The organism is Streptomyces sp. DS1-CR2 (assembly GCF_055760475.1).
The window spans coordinates 2834375-2848904 of the sequence record NZ_CM147085.1 but is presented as its reverse complement, the minus strand read 5'-3'; the positions used below and the strand labels follow the sequence as shown (position 1 = coordinate 2848904).

At 71.5% G+C, this 14530-nt stretch carries 13 protein-coding genes; 5 read left to right on the top strand and 8 right to left on the bottom strand.

All coding sequences use genetic code 11. From position 1 onward, the window contains the following. Positions 1 to 85: 85 nt before the first annotated feature. A complete protein-coding gene (locus ACY0PA_RS13950) occupies positions 86 to 1060 on the top strand; it encodes a hydroxyacid dehydrogenase (RefSeq protein ID WP_473086312.1) in 975 nt (324 codons plus the stop codon). 95 nt (positions 1061 to 1155) lie between these two features. On the opposite strand, the gene ACY0PA_RS13945 is transcribed toward ACY0PA_RS13950, so the two are convergent. The 3 genes from ACY0PA_RS13945 to ACY0PA_RS13935 form a co-directional block, all read right to left on the bottom strand. Continuing rightward, positions 1156 to 3102, bottom strand: a complete 1947-nt coding sequence (locus ACY0PA_RS13945) for a S53 family peptidase (protein ID WP_473084919.1) — start codon at positions 3100 to 3102, stop codon at positions 1156 to 1158. Between the two features lie 213 nt (positions 3103 to 3315). Continuing rightward, complete coding sequence (locus ACY0PA_RS13940) at positions 3316 to 3933, bottom strand: DUF305 domain-containing protein (RefSeq protein ID WP_473084918.1); 618 nt, start codon at positions 3931 to 3933, stop codon at positions 3316 to 3318. Beyond that, complete coding sequence (locus tag ACY0PA_RS13935) at positions 3930 to 4592, bottom strand: DUF3105 domain-containing protein (protein ID WP_473084917.1); 663 nt, start codon at positions 4590 to 4592, stop codon at positions 3930 to 3932. Before ACY0PA_RS13935 ends, ACY0PA_RS13940 begins: the two co-directional genes overlap by 4 nt. Positions 4593 to 4912: 320 nt before the next feature. Between ACY0PA_RS13935 and glnA the strand changes: the two genes are divergently transcribed. From glnA to ACY0PA_RS13920, 3 genes are all read left to right on the top strand, one after another. Further along, positions 4913 to 6274: a type I glutamate--ammonia ligase gene (glnA, locus tag ACY0PA_RS13930; protein ID WP_100592577.1), complete on the top strand. Its 1362-nt coding sequence runs from the start codon at positions 4913 to 4915 to the stop codon at positions 6272 to 6274. Between the two features lie 181 nt (positions 6275 to 6455). Next, the gene (locus ACY0PA_RS13925) at positions 6456 to 6704 is read left to right on the top strand and encodes a hypothetical protein (protein ID WP_473084916.1); all 249 of its coding nucleotides are present in this window, start codon (positions 6456 to 6458) and stop codon (positions 6702 to 6704) included. A gap of 65 nt (positions 6705 to 6769) precedes the next feature. Further along, positions 6770 to 6961: a hypothetical protein gene (locus ACY0PA_RS13920; protein ID WP_356273091.1), complete on the top strand. Its 192-nt coding sequence runs from the start codon at positions 6770 to 6772 to the stop codon at positions 6959 to 6961. Between the two features lie 6 nt (positions 6962 to 6967). Here ACY0PA_RS13920 and ACY0PA_RS13915 read toward each other — a convergent pair whose 3' ends face one another. The 5 genes from ACY0PA_RS13915 to ACY0PA_RS13895 all read right to left on the bottom strand — a co-directional run bounded on the left by ACY0PA_RS13915 (position 6968) and on the right by ACY0PA_RS13895 (position 11320). Beyond that, entirely contained in the window at positions 6968 to 7402 is a 435-nt protein-coding gene (locus ACY0PA_RS13915) for a VOC family protein (RefSeq protein ID WP_473084915.1), read from the bottom strand. 65 nt (positions 7403 to 7467) lie between these two features. After that, the gene (locus ACY0PA_RS13910) at positions 7468 to 8499 is read right to left on the bottom strand and encodes a TolB family protein (RefSeq protein WP_473084914.1); all 1032 of its coding nucleotides are present in this window, start codon (positions 8497 to 8499) and stop codon (positions 7468 to 7470) included. Then, positions 8496 to 9899, bottom strand: a complete 1404-nt coding sequence (locus ACY0PA_RS13905; protein WP_473084913.1) for an MFS transporter — start codon at positions 9897 to 9899, stop codon at positions 8496 to 8498. The genes ACY0PA_RS13910 and ACY0PA_RS13905 overlap by 4 nt, the downstream gene beginning before the upstream one ends. Before the next feature lies 1 nt (position 9900). Further along, a complete protein-coding gene (locus ACY0PA_RS13900; RefSeq protein WP_473084912.1) occupies positions 9901 to 10788 on the bottom strand; it encodes an alkaline phosphatase family protein in 888 nt (295 codons plus the stop codon). A 100-nt stretch (positions 10789 to 10888) separates the two neighbouring features. Further along, complete coding sequence (locus ACY0PA_RS13895; protein ID WP_473084911.1) at positions 10889 to 11320, bottom strand: VOC family protein; 432 nt, start codon at positions 11318 to 11320, stop codon at positions 10889 to 10891. Positions 11321 to 11527: 207 nt separating this feature from the next. Here ACY0PA_RS13895 and ACY0PA_RS13890 point away from each other — a divergent pair, with 207 nt between their 5' ends. Beyond that, complete coding sequence (locus tag ACY0PA_RS13890) at positions 11528 to 14521, top strand: bifunctional [glutamine synthetase] adenylyltransferase/[glutamine synthetase]-adenylyl-L-tyrosine phosphorylase (protein ID WP_473084910.1); 2994 nt, start codon at positions 11528 to 11530, stop codon at positions 14519 to 14521. Positions 14522 to 14530 lie beyond the last annotated feature (9 nt).

Here is a 14530-nt window from a genome sequence, read left to right as displayed (position 1 = left end):
ACATCTTGAGGTAACCGGTTACTAGAGATCTGCAGCTGGAGGGTGGTAGCGCGTGGCAGCACACCGACCGATCGCGGCACTGGCCATGGACGCCGAGGTGCTCGACCGGGTCATCCCGTGGGACCTGCGGCAACGGCTCGTGCGGTGCGCCGACCTCGCGCCCGTTGCGCTGACCGGGCCGCTCGGCACCCCCGAGGCCCGCGCGGTCCTCTCCGGAGTCGAGGTGCTGATCACCGGCTGGGGCTGCCCGCAGCTCACCTCGGACGTTCTGGCGCACGCGCCCCGGCTCCGCGCCGTCGTGCACGCCGCCGGATCGGTCAAGCCCGTCGTCTCGGATGCCCTGTGGGAGCGGCCCGGCATCACCGTGTCCTCCGCCGCCGACGCCAACGCGGGTCCCGTCGTCGCCTTCACGCTCGCCGCGATCACCTTCGCCGCGAAGAAGGCGCTGCCCGTCGCCGCCCGCTACGCCGCCGGCTGGCCCGGCTTCACCGCGCGCGAGGGCGCCGACGGTCGCGTCGTCGGGATCATCGGCGCCTCCCGCATCGGCCGGCGCGTGATGGCCGGGCTGCGCGCCTCGGATGCGGGGTACCGGATCCTGCTCACCGATCCGTACGTCGGTGAAGGCGATGCCGCCGCGCTCGGCGTTGAGCTCGTCGAGCTGTCCGAGCTCTGCCGGCGCAGCTCCATCGTGAGCGTGCACGCACCTCAACTGCCCGAGACGCGTGGGCTGTTGGGCGAGGAGATGCTGAAGCTTGTGGCTGATGGCGGTGTCATTGTGAACACCGCTCGGGGGTCTCTCGTCGACACCGAGGCGCTCGCTCGTGAGTGCGCCTCGGGCCGGCTTGACGCATTTCTCGATGTCACCGACCCCGAACCGCTGCCCGCCGGGCACCCCTTGCTCGCCCTTCCCAACGTCCTGGTCACCCCGCACATGGCGGGCGCGCAGGGCAGCGAGGTGCGCCGACTGGGGTTGTACGCGGTGGAGGAGGCCGAGCGGTTCGCGCGCGGTGAGGCGCTGCTCGGGCGGCTTTCGCGGGAGGATCTTTCGCGGCTCGCCTGAGGGGGCTCGTCTGAGGAGCGGCTGGGGTGCCGGGAGCGGGGTGGGGGCGGCGCCCGTCCCGGTGATGTCCGGGGCGGGCGCCGCTCTTTCGTGGGTCAGCGACGGCCGAAGGACGTCACATAGCCCGGCGCCGGCGAGCCGACACCCGTCACGTCGTCGTAGCCGCGGACCGCCTTGAGCGAGCTGTCCTTGCCGAGGCTGCGCACGGAGGTCAGCAGGCCGTCGGCCGCGTCGAACCCGTTCGCGTAGTCGACGCGGACCACCGCGAGGTCACGGCCGGTCGGCTTGTCCGTCACGTCGTGGTAGATCTTCGAGCCGGAGCGGTCGTAGATCGCCGGGTTGGCGAAGCCGAGCGCGTGCCCGCCGCGGGCCTCCTGGACCAGCGCCTGCACACCCGCGATGACGGGCGCCGCCAGCGACGTGCCGCCGATGCGGTACTCGTCGTACTTGAGCGAGCCGTCGGGGAACGTCTGCGACTGGCCGACGAGGAAGCCGGTGTTCGGGTCGGCCACCGCGGAGATGTCCGGCACGGTACGCATCTTCTGCGAGCCGCCGCCCGCACGCGCCAGCGAGTTCGGGACGACACCGCTCTGGTAGAACGGCTGCTTCACCGTCTTGCTGGTGCCGCCGCCCGCGCCCGAGGTGTACGCCCCGGGGAAGGCGTCCCAGCGCTTGCCGTCGGCCGACAGGCCGGCCTTGAGCGTGCCCCAGCCGGTCTCGAACTGGTACGTGTCGCCCTTGCCGACGGCCAGCGACGTACCGCCCACGGACGTCACCCACGCCGAGTTGGCGGGCACGTCGACCTGCTTCGTGCCGGTGTGCGCCACCTCGTCGCCGTTGTCGCCGGACGAGAAGTAGAAGCCGATGCCCTCGATCGCGCCGTACTGGAAGATCTGGTCGTACGCGGCGGCGAGGTCGGGGGTCTGGTTGGCCTCGATGTCGCCCCACGAGTTCGACACGATGTCGGCGAGGTGGCCGTCGACGATCTTGCCGAGCGAGTCGAGCAGTGCGTCGTCGTAGCAGGACGCGGCGCCGACGTAGGTGATGTCGGCCGCCGGAGCCACGGCGTGCACGGCCTCGACGTCGAGGGTCTCCTCGCCGTACCAGCCGGACGCTCCGCACTCCTCGGTCTTCGTGTAGTCCGCGGGCAGGACCTGCTTCAGCTGGCCGCTGCGGTAGGCCGCGTCACCGTTGCGCTTGGCGTAGGTGGCCGCGTCCTTCGCGATGGTCGGCGAGGCGTAGGCGTCGGTGATGGCGACGCGGACCCCCTTGCCGGTCTTCTTGCCGGCGCCGTAGGCGGCACGCAGCTGCTTGCCGGTGTAGCCCTTCACCGCGTACGGGGCCTTCTGGCCGTACGCGGACGGCAGGGTGCTCGCCGTCTTCGAGCCGTAGTACGACGAGAAGGGACCGGCGTTGTGGAACACGGCGTCCGGCGGCGGCAGCGTCTCGTCGTGGTTCGCCTTGTGCGGCGCGCTGTCCAGGCCGGTCACGGTGAGGACCGCGCCGTTCAGGGACGCGGGCACCGTCGCGGCGGCCGTGGGCGCGCGGTAGGTGTGCTTGCCCTTGGCGTAGTTGTGCAGCTGGGCCCCGAACGCCTTCTCGGCGGCGGCGACTTCGCCCGACACGGAGATGTAGTGCTTGCTGACGTCGGTCACGGTGAGGCCCGAGGACTCGAGCCAGTTCGTGACCTCGGCTATCTGGGCCTTGGTCGCGCCGAAGCGGGCCTGCGCCTGCTTGGCGCTGAGGTACTTGCCGTACGACGCCGACTGCGGGTCGGACACGGCCTTCGCGTACGCGGCGAGGCCCGCCGCGTCGCGCCCCGCGAGGTAGACGCGGGCGTGCACGGTGGAGCTGTTCGACGCGGCACCCTGATCGGCCTTGGTCGTGGCCCACAGCGGCTTGGTGCCGGTCAGTGCGTCGCGGGCACCCGGGTTCGGGTCGGCCTGGGCGACGGGGCTTGCGATGGCGAGCGCGCCGGCGAGCAGTGGCAGTGTCGCTGCCAGGCTGAGCCCGGCGCGGGCCGCGGCACGGGTGGATCTCATACAACCCCCTGCGATGTGGTTCGTCGCGTGTGGCGACGGTGATGCGCGTGCGCCGGTCGAGCTGCGCACGCAACTGATCACTGTTGCGCCGAACCGTTCATGCAGGGGGAATGGAAGCGCCAAGAAGAGCCCAAGGAACGCCATCCGAGGGCGATTTGGGGTGGTACGTGATCGGGGCGGGGGTTCCCTCAGATGTTCCTGGGGTTTCCCTTCCTACGACCTGTCCTTCAACATCCCGGCCATCAGGTCGAGTTCCGACTTCTGCGAGGCGACCATGCCCGCCGCGAGCCGCTTCTCCACCCCGACTCCGCAGCGCTCGACGCACCCCTCGGCCATATGGACGCCGCCCTTGTGGTGCGCGGTCATCAGCTGGAGGTAGAGCACCTCGGCCCGCTTGCCGTTCGCCTTGCGGAGCTCGTCGAGCTGTGTGTTCGTGGCCATGCCCGGCATCAGCGCGCCGTCCTGCCCCGGCGGCATGTCGCCCATGTCCATCCAGGACATCGGCGGCTTCGCGGACACCTTCGGCAGCCCCCACAGGTCGAGCCAGCCGAGCAGCATGCCCCGCTGGTTGGCCTGCGTCTGCGCGATGTCGTAGGCGAGGCGGCGCACCTCCTCGTCATCCGTGCGGTCGCGCACGATGTACGACATCTCGACGGCCTGCTGATGATGGACCGCCATGTCCCGCGCGAACCCGGCGTCGGCGGACTCGGCGCCCGGCACCCGCACGGCCGGCGAACCGCCGTCGTCCCCGTCGGCGACCGCGTACGTGACCGCCCCGCCCGCGACGAGCACCGCCGCCACGGCCGGCGCGATCCAGGCCGCGCGCCTCACTGGGGCAGGCCGTTGGTGCAGGCGGCACCCGGCTCAGGGGTCTGCTTGCCCTGGACGAACGTCGAGAAGAACGAGGCCACGTCCGGATCGGTGGCGCTCTTCACGGTCCGCTGGTGACCCCAGGCGCTCAGCATGATCGGGTCCTTCTGGTCCTGGTCCGGGCTCATCAGCGAGTACGGCGTCTGGCGGACCTTCGCCGCGAGCTTGCGCACGTCACCCGGGTCGGCCTTGTCCGTGTACGTCACCCAGACCGCGCCGTGCTCCAGGGCGTGCACCGCGTTCTCGTTGGGGATCGCCTTCTTGTAGACGTCGCCGTTGCAGTTCATCCAGACCTGGTTGTGGTCCCCGCCCACCGGCGGCGTCATCGGGTACGTCACCTTCTTCGCGACGTGGTTGCGGTCCAGCTTCCCCGTCCAGGTCTTCACACCGTCCGAGCCGGTCTTGAACGACCCGGCCGCCGGCTTCGCGTCCGCCGTGTCCTTCGAGTCGTCACCCTTCATGAGGGCCCACGCCCCGAATCCGGCGAGGCACACGACCACGACGGCGCTCACTACGACGACGAGGACGCGGCGCAGACGCTCGCGGGAGCGCTCGGCGCGGCGCATCTCCTCTATTCGGGCCTTGCGCGTCGCGGAGCCGGTGTTCTTGGCGGAACCCATGGTGAGTCCTTCTGGGAAAGGGACGGGACGGCTGAACGGGTCCGCTGATCGTAGTGGGGAGCGGGGGGCCGTTGCCATGCCGTGTAGCCGGTGCTGCGGACGGCAGGGACTATGGGACCAGGGGCTCCAGCAGGCACTATGGGCACTGAGTCGTATACATCTGCCGTTCGCACGATGTTCGGGCCCGGGTCGCCCAGTCGATCAAGGTCGGCAACGCGCACGAAACGGTGATGTGGTGGGATGCTCAGGAGCCTGCCGACGGTGTCCCGCAGGGCGCGGACGCAGGCGGCCTGACCAGCAAGGATGGGTGGAAGCGGAAGATGGACAAGCAGCAGGAATTCGTGCTCCGGACGCTCGAGGAGCGGGATATCCGGTTCGTCCGCCTGTGGTTCACGGATGTCCTCGGCTTCCTTAAGTCGGTGGCCGTGGCCCCGGCGGAGCTGGAGCAGGCCTTCGACGAGGGCATCGGCTTCGACGGCTCCGCGATCGAGGGCTTCGCCCGCGTGTACGAGTCCGACATGATCGCCAAGCCCGACCCGTCGACCTTCCAGGTGCTGCCCTGGCGCGCCGAGGCCCCCGGCACCGCGCGGATGTTCTGCGACATCCTGATGCCCGACGGCTCCCCGTCGTTCGCCGACCCGCGCTACGTGCTGAAGCGGGCCCTGGCCAAGACCTCCGACCTGGGCTTCACGTTCTACACGCACCCCGAGATCGAGTTCTTCCTCCTCAAGAACAAGCCGCTCGACGGGTCCCGCCCCACCCCGGCCGACAACTCCGGCTACTTCGACCACACCCCGCAGAACGTCGGCATGGACTTCCGCCGCCAGGCGATCACCATGCTCGAATCCATGGGCATCTCGGTCGAGTTCAGCCACCACGAGGGCGCCCCCGGCCAGCAGGAGATCGACCTGCGGTACGCCGACGCGCTGTCCACGGCCGACAACATCATGACGTTCCGCCTCGTCATGAAGCAGGTGGCGCTGGAGCAGGGCGTGCAGGCGACCTTCATGCCGAAGCCGTTCTCCGACCACCCCGGCTCCGGGATGCACACGCACCTGTCCCTCTTCGAGGGCGACCGCAACGCGTTCTACGAGTCCGGCTCCGAGTACCAGCTGTCCAAGGTCGGCCGCTCCTTCATCGCGGGCCTGCTCAAGCACGCCGCCGAGATCTCCGCCGTCACCAACCAGTGGGTCAACTCCTACAAGCGCATCTGGGGCGGCGGCGGCCGCACCGCCGGCGCCGGCGGCGAGGCGCCCTCGTACATCTGCTGGGGCCACAACAACCGCTCGGCCCTGATCCGCGTCCCGATGTACAAGCCCGGCAAGACCGGCTCCGCCCGCGTCGAGGTCCGCTCGATCGACTCGGGCGCGAACCCGTACCTGACGTACGCCGTGCTGCTCGCCGCCGGACTCAAGGGCATCGAGGAGGGCTACGAGCTCCCGCCGGGCGCCGACGACGACGTGTGGGCCCTGTCCGACGCCGAGCGCCGCGCCATGGGCATCGAGCCGCTCCCGCAGAACCTCGGCGAGGCGATCGCCCTCATGGAGCGAAGCGAACTCGTCGCCGAGACGCTGGGCGAGCACGTGTACGACTTCTTCCTGCGCAACAAGAAGCAGGAATGGGAGGAGTACCGCTCCGAGGTCACCGCGTTCGAACTGCGGAAGAACCTGCCGGTGCTGTAGGGGCAGGTCAGGGCGGTTTTACGCCGCGTCGAGCCTCCGGGGCCGTCGGTCTGCGACCGGCGGCCCCCAGCTGCGTGAGCCGGGGGCGGGGCGCGTGACGCGTCCCGCCCCCCTATGCCGTCCCTCCCCCTGCGTCGCTCCCGATCGTTACCGTGGTCGGGGAGCGAGAAGGGAGCGCATCATGGCCGAGCCGCTCAAGACCCTCGTCGACGGGGTCGAGGTCGAGGTGCCCAACAGCATCCCCGCCATTCGCGACGCCCTGCCGGAGCACCGGCGCGAGGAGTTCGACCGGGAGATCAACGCGGCCGGGGTGCACGAGATCCACGCCGTGATGAGGCACTGGATGCTGGAGGCCGTGCCCGACCCGGCCGCCGACGCCATCATGGACCGGCTCGCCCGCGAGGAAGCGGAGAGGGCCGGAGCCGAGTGAGCCACCGTCATCGCCGCCGCCACCGCATCTCGTACGCGCCGCCCGCTGACGACACCCTCGCGAAAATGGCGGAACCCGTGCCGTTCCGGGCGGAGCTGGAACGCACCCTCGGCGTCGACCCGTACGGGCACGGGTCCCTCCCCATCGGCCGGTGGGCGGACCGCAGGGAGGCGACCGTGCGCGGCGTCATCGTCCGGTACTACGTGTCCGGGTCGATCCTGGTCGTGACGGTGGTGCGGCTGATCCCGGAGCCGTGAGCCGGGTCAGCTCTGGTGCTGTTCGCGCAGCAGCTCGTGCAGCGGCTGCGTGGCGCGCTTGCGGTACTCCTGGATCGCCCAGCCGTTGCCGTCAGGATCGGTGAAGTACATGAACGTGCCGCCGTCGTCCGGGGCGTACTGCTGGGGCTCCGAGACGTCGAGGCCGCGCGCCGTCAGCTCCGCGCGGGCCGCCTTGATGTCCGCGACCACGAGCTGCAGGCCGTGGTACGTGCCCGGCTGCGGGGTGCCTGTGGGGTTCGGGACGCCCTCGGCGAGCGTCACCGAACAGCCGGAACCGGGCGGGGTGAGCTGGACGATCCGGACGCCGGGCATCACCTCGCGGTCCACGTCCACGCTGAAACCGACCTTGTTCGTGTAGAAGTCCTTCGCCCGGTCCAGGTCCGAGACGGGCAGCTGAATCACTTCCAGGGTCATGTCCATCGCCCCAGCCTCGTGGGTGGCGGGCCCGTCTGCCACCTGTATGTGTGACTCCGGATCGGGGCCCGTCACAGGTACGCCGGAGACACCGCCGCCTTGGTGAGGCGGTGCGGGGCCCCCTTGCCGTCCGCGGGGACCGTGTACAGGTCTGCGCCGTAGTCGCCCGGCAGCGCGTACGTCAGGGTGTGCGCGTCGCTCCAGACCGCCTGGTCGTCCACGCTGCGGGTCTCCGCCAGGGGCGTTTCGCGGAGCGTGCGCAGGTCGAGTACGTACAGCCGCCAAGGTGCGTCCGCCGAAAGGCCCTTCACGCGCTTCTTGTACGCGACGCGGGTGCCGTCGGGGGAGAGGGACGGGCACTCGACGTTCTGGTGGACGGTGGTCAGCGTGCGGGTGCGCAGATCACCCCGTACCAGGTAGGTCTTCCCGTGCGTCGCGAGCGTCGCGTAGAAGTGACGGTCGTCCGCCGCGAACGTGATGCCCCAGAAGTTGATGTCCGCCGCGCGGTAGGTCCGGCCGTCCTTGACGACCCGGAAGTCCTCGAGCGTCGGCGTGAGGTGACCCGTGCGGGTGTCCACGATCGCCGCCCGCGTCGAGAAGTTCGTGCCCGCATAGCTGTCGCCGCCCACGAACACCGTCCACGCCGCGTACCGCCCGCTCGGCGAGACGCGGGCGCGGGACGGGATGCCCGGCAGCGCGTAGTGGGCCTTCTCCTTGAGCCGCGAGTCCAGGACGCGCGCCGTATAGGTGTCCTGCATCGCGCCCCGCTCGGCCCGCAGACAGATGGCCGTGCCCGAAGAGGCGTAGAAACGAAGGCACTTGACGCCCGACGCGGTGCGGGGCGCGTCCGGGCGGCCGGCCGGGACCGTGGTGAGCTCGTCGCGGTGGGGGCCCCACGCCATGTTGCGGAAGACGAGGCGGCGGGGAGCGTCGGTGGCCTCGGCCGGCAGGGTCACCCGGCCCGCAGTGACCCTCGGGCCGCCCGCGTGCGCCTCGTTCCTGCGGTCGGCGCGCGCCGCCGCGTGCAGGACCGAGGCCGTCGCGACGGCCGCCAGAGCGACGACCGCGGCGACGAGGACGAGCAGCCTGTTACGTGTCGTCATGCGGGTACTACCTCCGCGGGGGTGGGGGCTTTGGGCCGGAAGGCATACGCCACCGCCGCGCCCGCCGCCAGCGCCACCGTGGCCGCGCCCAGAGCCGTGCGGTCGCCCCACGCCGTCCAGGCGGCGCCGAAGCCGATCGAGCAGACGAAGCGCGCCAGCGCCTGGCCCGTCTGGACGACGGCGAGCCCCGACGAGCGCAGCTCCTGGGGGATGGCGGTGGAGGCAGCGGCCATCAGGACGCCGTCCGTCGCCGCGTAGAAGCAGCCGTGCAGCGCCAGGACCGCGTACGGCAGGGCGGAGCCGTGCCACGACGAGAGCAGCAGGCCGTACGCGGCGAGGAGCGCGGCGTGGCCGGCGAGGAACACGCGCCAGCTGCCGACGCGGTCCGCGAGCCGGCCCAGGGGCGCGGCCAGGAGCAGGAAAGCGGCCGCCGTGCCGAGGGGGAGCAGCGCGAACCACTGGTCGGGGACGCCCAGGCGGCGCTGGAGGAGCAGGTAGATGAAGGAGTCGCTGACCGTGGCCAGGCCGAGGAGCAGGGCGCAGACCGTGGTGCGGCGGACCTCGCGGCGGCGCAGGAGCGCGAGCGCGGACCGGAAGGTGGGGCGCGCGGGTGCGGGGCGGCTGTCCTTGGTGGTCTCCTGCGGGGGTGCGGGGTGGCTGTCCTTGGTGGTCTCCTGCGCGGGTGCGGGGCGGCTGTCCTCGGCGGTCACCTGCTTGGCTTCGTGCCGGCGGGGGACGAACAGGAGCAGGACCAGTACGCCCAGTGCCGCGACGCAGAAGCTGACGGTGAAGACCGCGTCGTAGCCGTCCGTCGTCGCGCGCAGGATCAGGAAGGCCGCGAGCGGGCCGAGGAGGGCGCCCGTCGTGTCCATCGCCCGGTGCACGCCGAAGGCTCTGCCGCGGGTGGCCGGGGTGCTGCTCAGGGAGATCAGGGCGTCCCGCGGCGCCGTGCGCAGGCCCTTGCCCGTGCGGTCGGCCGCCAGGACCATGCCGATCGTGGGGAGGGTGGCGGCCAGCAGGAGCAGGGGTTTGCAGAGCGCCGAGAGTCCGTAGCCGAACAGGGCGACCGTCTTGTGGCGGCCGCCTCCCCGGTCCGCGAAGTGGCCGCCGACGAGACGGACCAGCGCCGAGAAGCCGTTGTAGACGCCGTCCAGGAGGCCGAAGCCGAGGGGGGAGAGGCCGAGTCCCGCGACGAGGTAGAGCGGCAGGACCGCCGTGACCATCTCGGACGAGACGTCGGTGATGAGGCTGACCGAGCCGAGGGCCAGGACCGTGGGGGCGATCGCGGTGCCCCGCCGCCCGGCCGGTGGCCGGGCGGCGGGTTCCGCGGACGCCGTGATGGAGGTTCCCCCTGCTCGAGCGGAGTCGTGAGCTTGGGGGCGGCTGTCCGCTACGTACATGTCAGGACGTCCAGATGCCCGTGATGTCCTTGCCGGACGCCGCGTTGCCCGCGTGCGGGAGGCCGTGCATGTCCTCGATGGTGCGCAGGACGTCGTAGTGGTTGTAGGTGGTCGCCGAGGTGGCACCCGGGGTGACCTGCCGGCCGTAGAGGACCGTCGGGATCTTGTTGCCGGCCAGACGGTTGTCCTCGTCGAAGGTGACGACGAGGAGGCTGTTGTGCGCCTTCGCCCAGGTCGCGTAGGCGGACAGGTTGTTCTTCAGCCAGGTGTCACCGGTCGACACCGAGCAGTCGTGCATGTCGCTGCACAGGTCGGGGACCACGAAGGAGACCTGGGGGAGCGTCGAGTAGTCCGAGGGGAACTGCGCGAACGTCTTCGCCGTGGAGGTGGGGACGTTGCCGAACCCGAACCACGGGTTGTGCTTGCGGGCGTAGTCGCCGGACGAGCAGGTGGTCGAACCCTGGCTCGGCAGGCCCTCGTTGTAGCTGCCCCAGGACTTGCCGGCGGCGATCAGCTCGGAGGCCAGGTTGGGCTGCGAGGAGAAGCCGGGCGTGTAGCAGCTGTCGTCCGTGATGCCCTGCGTGGCGCCCGAGAACAGCGCGAAGTAGTTCGGCTGGCTCGGGTGCGTCAGCGCGTACGACGCCGAGAGGCTCGCGCCGTTCGTCTTGAGGCTGTTGATGTACGGGGCGCTGGAGGAGCCGATCACCTGGTTGTAGGCGTGGTTCTCGAAGACCACGACCACGGTGTGGTCCGGGGTGGGGACGCCCGCCGCGGCCTGCGCGGACGAGCCGCCCACGCCGGACCAGAGCGCGACCGCGGTGGCGGTCAGGGCGAAGGCCGAAGCGAGCGCCGCGGTGCGGCCGCGTCGGAACAATGATCTGCCAAGCACGTGAGACCTCCGGTGGGGGGAGAGACGGCGGCGGTGCGGCTAGAGCATGCACACGCCAAGATGCCCCCGTCTCACGTACATGTGAAGGGGCGGTGAACCCTCAGCGCTCCGACAGCGGGGCCGGCGCCTGCTGCACCGTCCAGCCGTTGCCGTCCGGGTCGGCGAAGAACATGAACGAGTTCCAGACGTCGCCGGGCCCGTCCTCCCAGCCCTTGGCCCCCACGTGCTGCACCGGGCTCACGTCCACGCCCCGCTCGAGCAGCTCGACCCGCGCCGCGTGGATGTCCGTCACGCACATCTGGATACCGGTCAGCGACCCCGGCGGCATCGCCCGCTGCCCCGGCGCGCCCGGCAGGCCCTGCTCCAGGGCGATCGAACAGCGCGACCCGGGCGGCGTCATCTGGACGATGCGGACGCCGTCCGTGACGACCTGGTCGACGTCGACCTTGAAGCCGACCCGGTTCTCGTAGAAGTCCTTCGCCCGGTCGACGTCCGCGACGGGCACGACGATCACTTCGAGGGTCCAGTCCATGGGTGCTCCCTATTCGGCTGCGGTTTTCGACTGCGTTCTCAGACGTGAGCGTGCGCCGGCTGCGCGAAGCGCCGGCGCCCGTCCGGCCGTCCGGCCGTCCCGTGTCTCCCGATGCTCCCGTCAAAGGGCAGACCCCGCACGCGGGCGGAACTCACCGGTGAAGCCTTAGGCTCTGGACCAGTGCGTGATCGGACAGGAGGCCGTGCGATGTCGGTGCCGCAAGGGCGCAGGAGCAGTACGTTCACGCGGCTGCTGCGGCACGGCTTCACGGATCCCTCCGCCGCCGAGCGGCTCCTGGACGTGCCGGGCCTGTCCGCCGTGCGCTCCGATCCGATGCTTCTCGACGCCCTCGGCGCCACCGCCGACCCCGATCTGGCCCTCCTCGGTCTGGTCCGGCTCGTCGAGGCGCAGGCCGGTGACCCCGAGCGCCGGGAGCTCCTCGACACGCTCATCACGGCCAAGCCGCTGCGCGACCGGCTCCTCGGTGTCCTCGGCGCGTCCGAGGCGCTCGCCGACCATCTGGCCCGGCATCCGCTGGACTGGCAGGCCCTCGTCACCTACGAGCCGCACGACCTGCACCCCGGTGTGGAGGAGTTCCAGCGGGGCCTCGCGGACGCTGTCGACCCGAACGCCCTGCGGGTCGGCTACCGGCGCTGCCTCCTGTCGATCGCCGCCCGTGACGTGTGCGGGACGACCGACATCGCGCAGACCGCCGCCGAACTCGCCGACCTGGCCACGGCCACCCTGCGCGCGGCCCTCGCCATGGCCCGGGCGGACGCGCCCGGGGACGCCGCGGTGTGCCGGCTCGCCGTCATCGCGATGGGCAAGTGCGGCGGACACGAACTCAACTACGTATCCGACGTGGACGTCATCTTCGTCGGCGAGGCCGTCGAGGGCGCCGACGAGGGCAAGGCGATCCAGGCCGCCACCCGGCTCGCCTCGCACATGATGCGGATCTGCTCCGACACGACCGTCGAGGGCACGATCTGGCCCGTCGACGCCAACCTGCGCCCCGAGGGACGCAACGGCCCCCTCGTGCGGACCCTCTCCTCGCATCTCGCCTACTACCAGCGGTGGGCCAAGACCTGGGAGTTCCAGGCGCTGCTCAAGGCGCGGCCCGTCGCCGGTGACCTCGAACTCGGCGACGCGTACGTCAGGACGCTCTCGCCCCTCGTCTGGCAGGCCGCCGAGCGCGAGAACTTCGTGCCCGACGTGCAGAAGATGCGCAAGCGCGTCGTCGAGAACATTCCCGCCGGCGAGGTCGACCGGGAGCTGAAGCTGGGGCCCGGCGGGCTCAGGGACGTCGAATTCGCCGTACAGCTCCTGCAGTTGGTGCACGGCAGGGCAGACCTCTCGCTGCGCAGCGGCACCACCCTGGACGCGCTGGCCGCACTCGCCGACGGCGGATACGTGGGGCGGGTCGACGCCGTCCAGCTCGACGACGCCTACCGGTTCCTGCGCACCCTCGAACACCGCATCCAGCTCTACAGGTTGAGGCGTACGCACCTCGTCCCCGAGGGTGACCGGGACCTGCGGCGCACGGGGCGCTCCATGGGCATGCGGACCGAGCCGATCACCGAACTCCACCGCGCCTGGCGCCGCCACACCTCGGTGGTGCGCCGCCTGCACGAGAAGCTCTTCTACCGGCCGCTGCTCGACGCCGTGGCCCAACTCGCCTCCGGCGAGACCAGGTTGAGCACCGAGGCCGCGCGCGAACGGCTCGTCGCCCTCGGCTACCACGACCCGACGGCCGCGCTGCGCCATCTGGAGGCGCTGGCCTCCGGCGTGACCCGCAAGGCGGCGATCCAGCGGACGCTGCTCCCGGTGCTCCTCGGTTGGTTCGCCGACTCCGCCGACCCGGACGCCGGACTGCTCAACTTCCGCAAGGTGTCCGACGCGCTCGGCAAGACGCCCTGGTATCTGCGGCTGCTGCGGGACGAGGGCGCGGCGGCGGAGAACCTCGCCCGGGTGCTCTCGGCCGGCCGGCTCGCCCCCGATCTGCTGATGCGCGCACCGGAGGCCGTCGCCCTGCTCGGCGACCAACGGGGCCTCGAACCGCGCGGGCACGCCCAGTTGGAGCAGGAGGTGCTCGCCGCGGTCGGCCGCGCGAACGGCGCCGAGCAGGCCGTCGCCGCGGCCCGTGGCGTACGGCGGCGCGAACTGTTCCGTACATCGGCCGCCGACATCATCGCCTCGTACGGCACCGAGGACACGCCCGCCGAGGCCGACCAGGGCGCGCTCGTGGACCGCGTCGGCGGGGCGGTCTCCGACATCACGGCCGCGACCCTCGCCGGGACGCTGCGGGCCGTCGTGCGCGAGGGGTGGGGCGACGAGCTGCCCACCCGGTTCGCCGTCATCGCCATGGGGCGGTTCGGCGGGCACGAGCTCGGCTACGGGTCGGACGCCGACGTGCTGTTCGTGCACGAGCCGCGCGAGGGCGTCGGCGACCAGGAGGCGGCGAAGGCCGCGAACCGCGTCGTGTCCGAGATGCGGCGGCTGCTCGCCCTGCCGAGTGCGGATCCGCCGCTCCTCATCGACGCGGACCTGCGGCCCGAGGGCAAGTCGGGGCCGCTCGTGCGCACCCTCAAGTCCTATGACGCGTACTACCGCCGCTGGTCCCTGGTGTGGGAGTCGCAGGCACTCCTGCGGGCCGAACCGGTCGCGGGCGACCTGGACCTGGGGCGGCGCTTCATCGATCTCATCGACCCGCTGCGGTTCCCCGCGGAGGGCCTCGGAGAGGACGCCGTGCGCGAGATCCGGCGGCTCAAGGCGCGCATGGAGTCCGAGCGGCTGCCGCGCGGCGCCGATCCGACGCTGCACACGAAGCTGGGCCGCGGCGGTCTGTCCGACGTCGAGTGGACCGTCCAGCTCCTCCAGCTCCAGCACGGGTGGGCGGAGCCGGGGCTGCGCACGAACCGTACGCGGGAGGCGCTCGCCGCGGCATGCGCGGCGGAGCTGATCCCGGGCGAGGAGGCCGCGATCCTCGACGAGGCGTGGGTCCTCGCGTCCCGCGTGCGCGGCGCGGTCATGCTGGTCCGCGGCCGCCCGGGCGACACGTTCCCGTCCGACGGGCGCGAACTGGCGGCGGTGGGACGGTACTTGGGTTACGACCCCGGCCACGTCGGCGACATGCTGGAGGACTACCGCCGCATGACGCGCCGGGCGCGCGCGGTGATGGAGGAGCGCTTCTACGGGGCGTAGGCCCGGAGA

What these genes read in the sequence shown, in the direction of transcription:
- ACY0PA_RS13925 (WP_473084916.1), top strand. Translation starts at nt 6,456, where the DNA reads ATGGCCGAGCCGCTCAAGACCCTCGTCGACGGGGTCGAGGTCGAGGTG.
- ACY0PA_RS13935 (WP_473084917.1), bottom strand. Translation starts at nt 4,592, where the DNA reads ATGGGTTCCGCCAAGAACACCGGCTCCGCGACGCGCAAGGCCCGAATA.
- glnA (WP_100592577.1), top strand. Translation starts at nt 4,913, where the DNA reads ATGGACAAGCAGCAGGAATTCGTGCTCCGGACGCTCGAGGAGCGGGAT.
- ACY0PA_RS13895 (WP_473084911.1), bottom strand. Translation starts at nt 11,320, where the DNA reads ATGGACTGGACCCTCGAAGTGATCGTCGTGCCCGTCGCGGACGTCGAC.
- ACY0PA_RS13945 (WP_473084919.1), bottom strand. Translation starts at nt 3,102, where the DNA reads ATGAGATCCACCCGTGCCGCGGCCCGCGCCGGGCTCAGCCTGGCAGCG.
- ACY0PA_RS13905 (WP_473084913.1), bottom strand. Translation starts at nt 9,899, where the DNA reads ATGTACGTAGCGGACAGCCGCCCCCAAGCTCACGACTCCGCTCGAGCA.
- ACY0PA_RS13890 (WP_473084910.1), top strand. Translation starts at nt 11,528, where the DNA reads ATGTCGGTGCCGCAAGGGCGCAGGAGCAGTACGTTCACGCGGCTGCTG.
- ACY0PA_RS13950 (WP_473086312.1), top strand. Translation starts at nt 86, where the DNA reads ATGGACGCCGAGGTGCTCGACCGGGTCATCCCGTGGGACCTGCGGCAA.
- ACY0PA_RS13920 (WP_356273091.1), top strand. Translation starts at nt 6,770, where the DNA reads ATGGCGGAACCCGTGCCGTTCCGGGCGGAGCTGGAACGCACCCTCGGC.
- ACY0PA_RS13915 (WP_473084915.1), bottom strand. Translation starts at nt 7,402, where the DNA reads ATGGACATGACCCTGGAAGTGATTCAGCTGCCCGTCTCGGACCTGGAC.
- ACY0PA_RS13910 (WP_473084914.1), bottom strand. Translation starts at nt 8,499, where the DNA reads ATGACGACACGTAACAGGCTGCTCGTCCTCGTCGCCGCGGTCGTCGCT.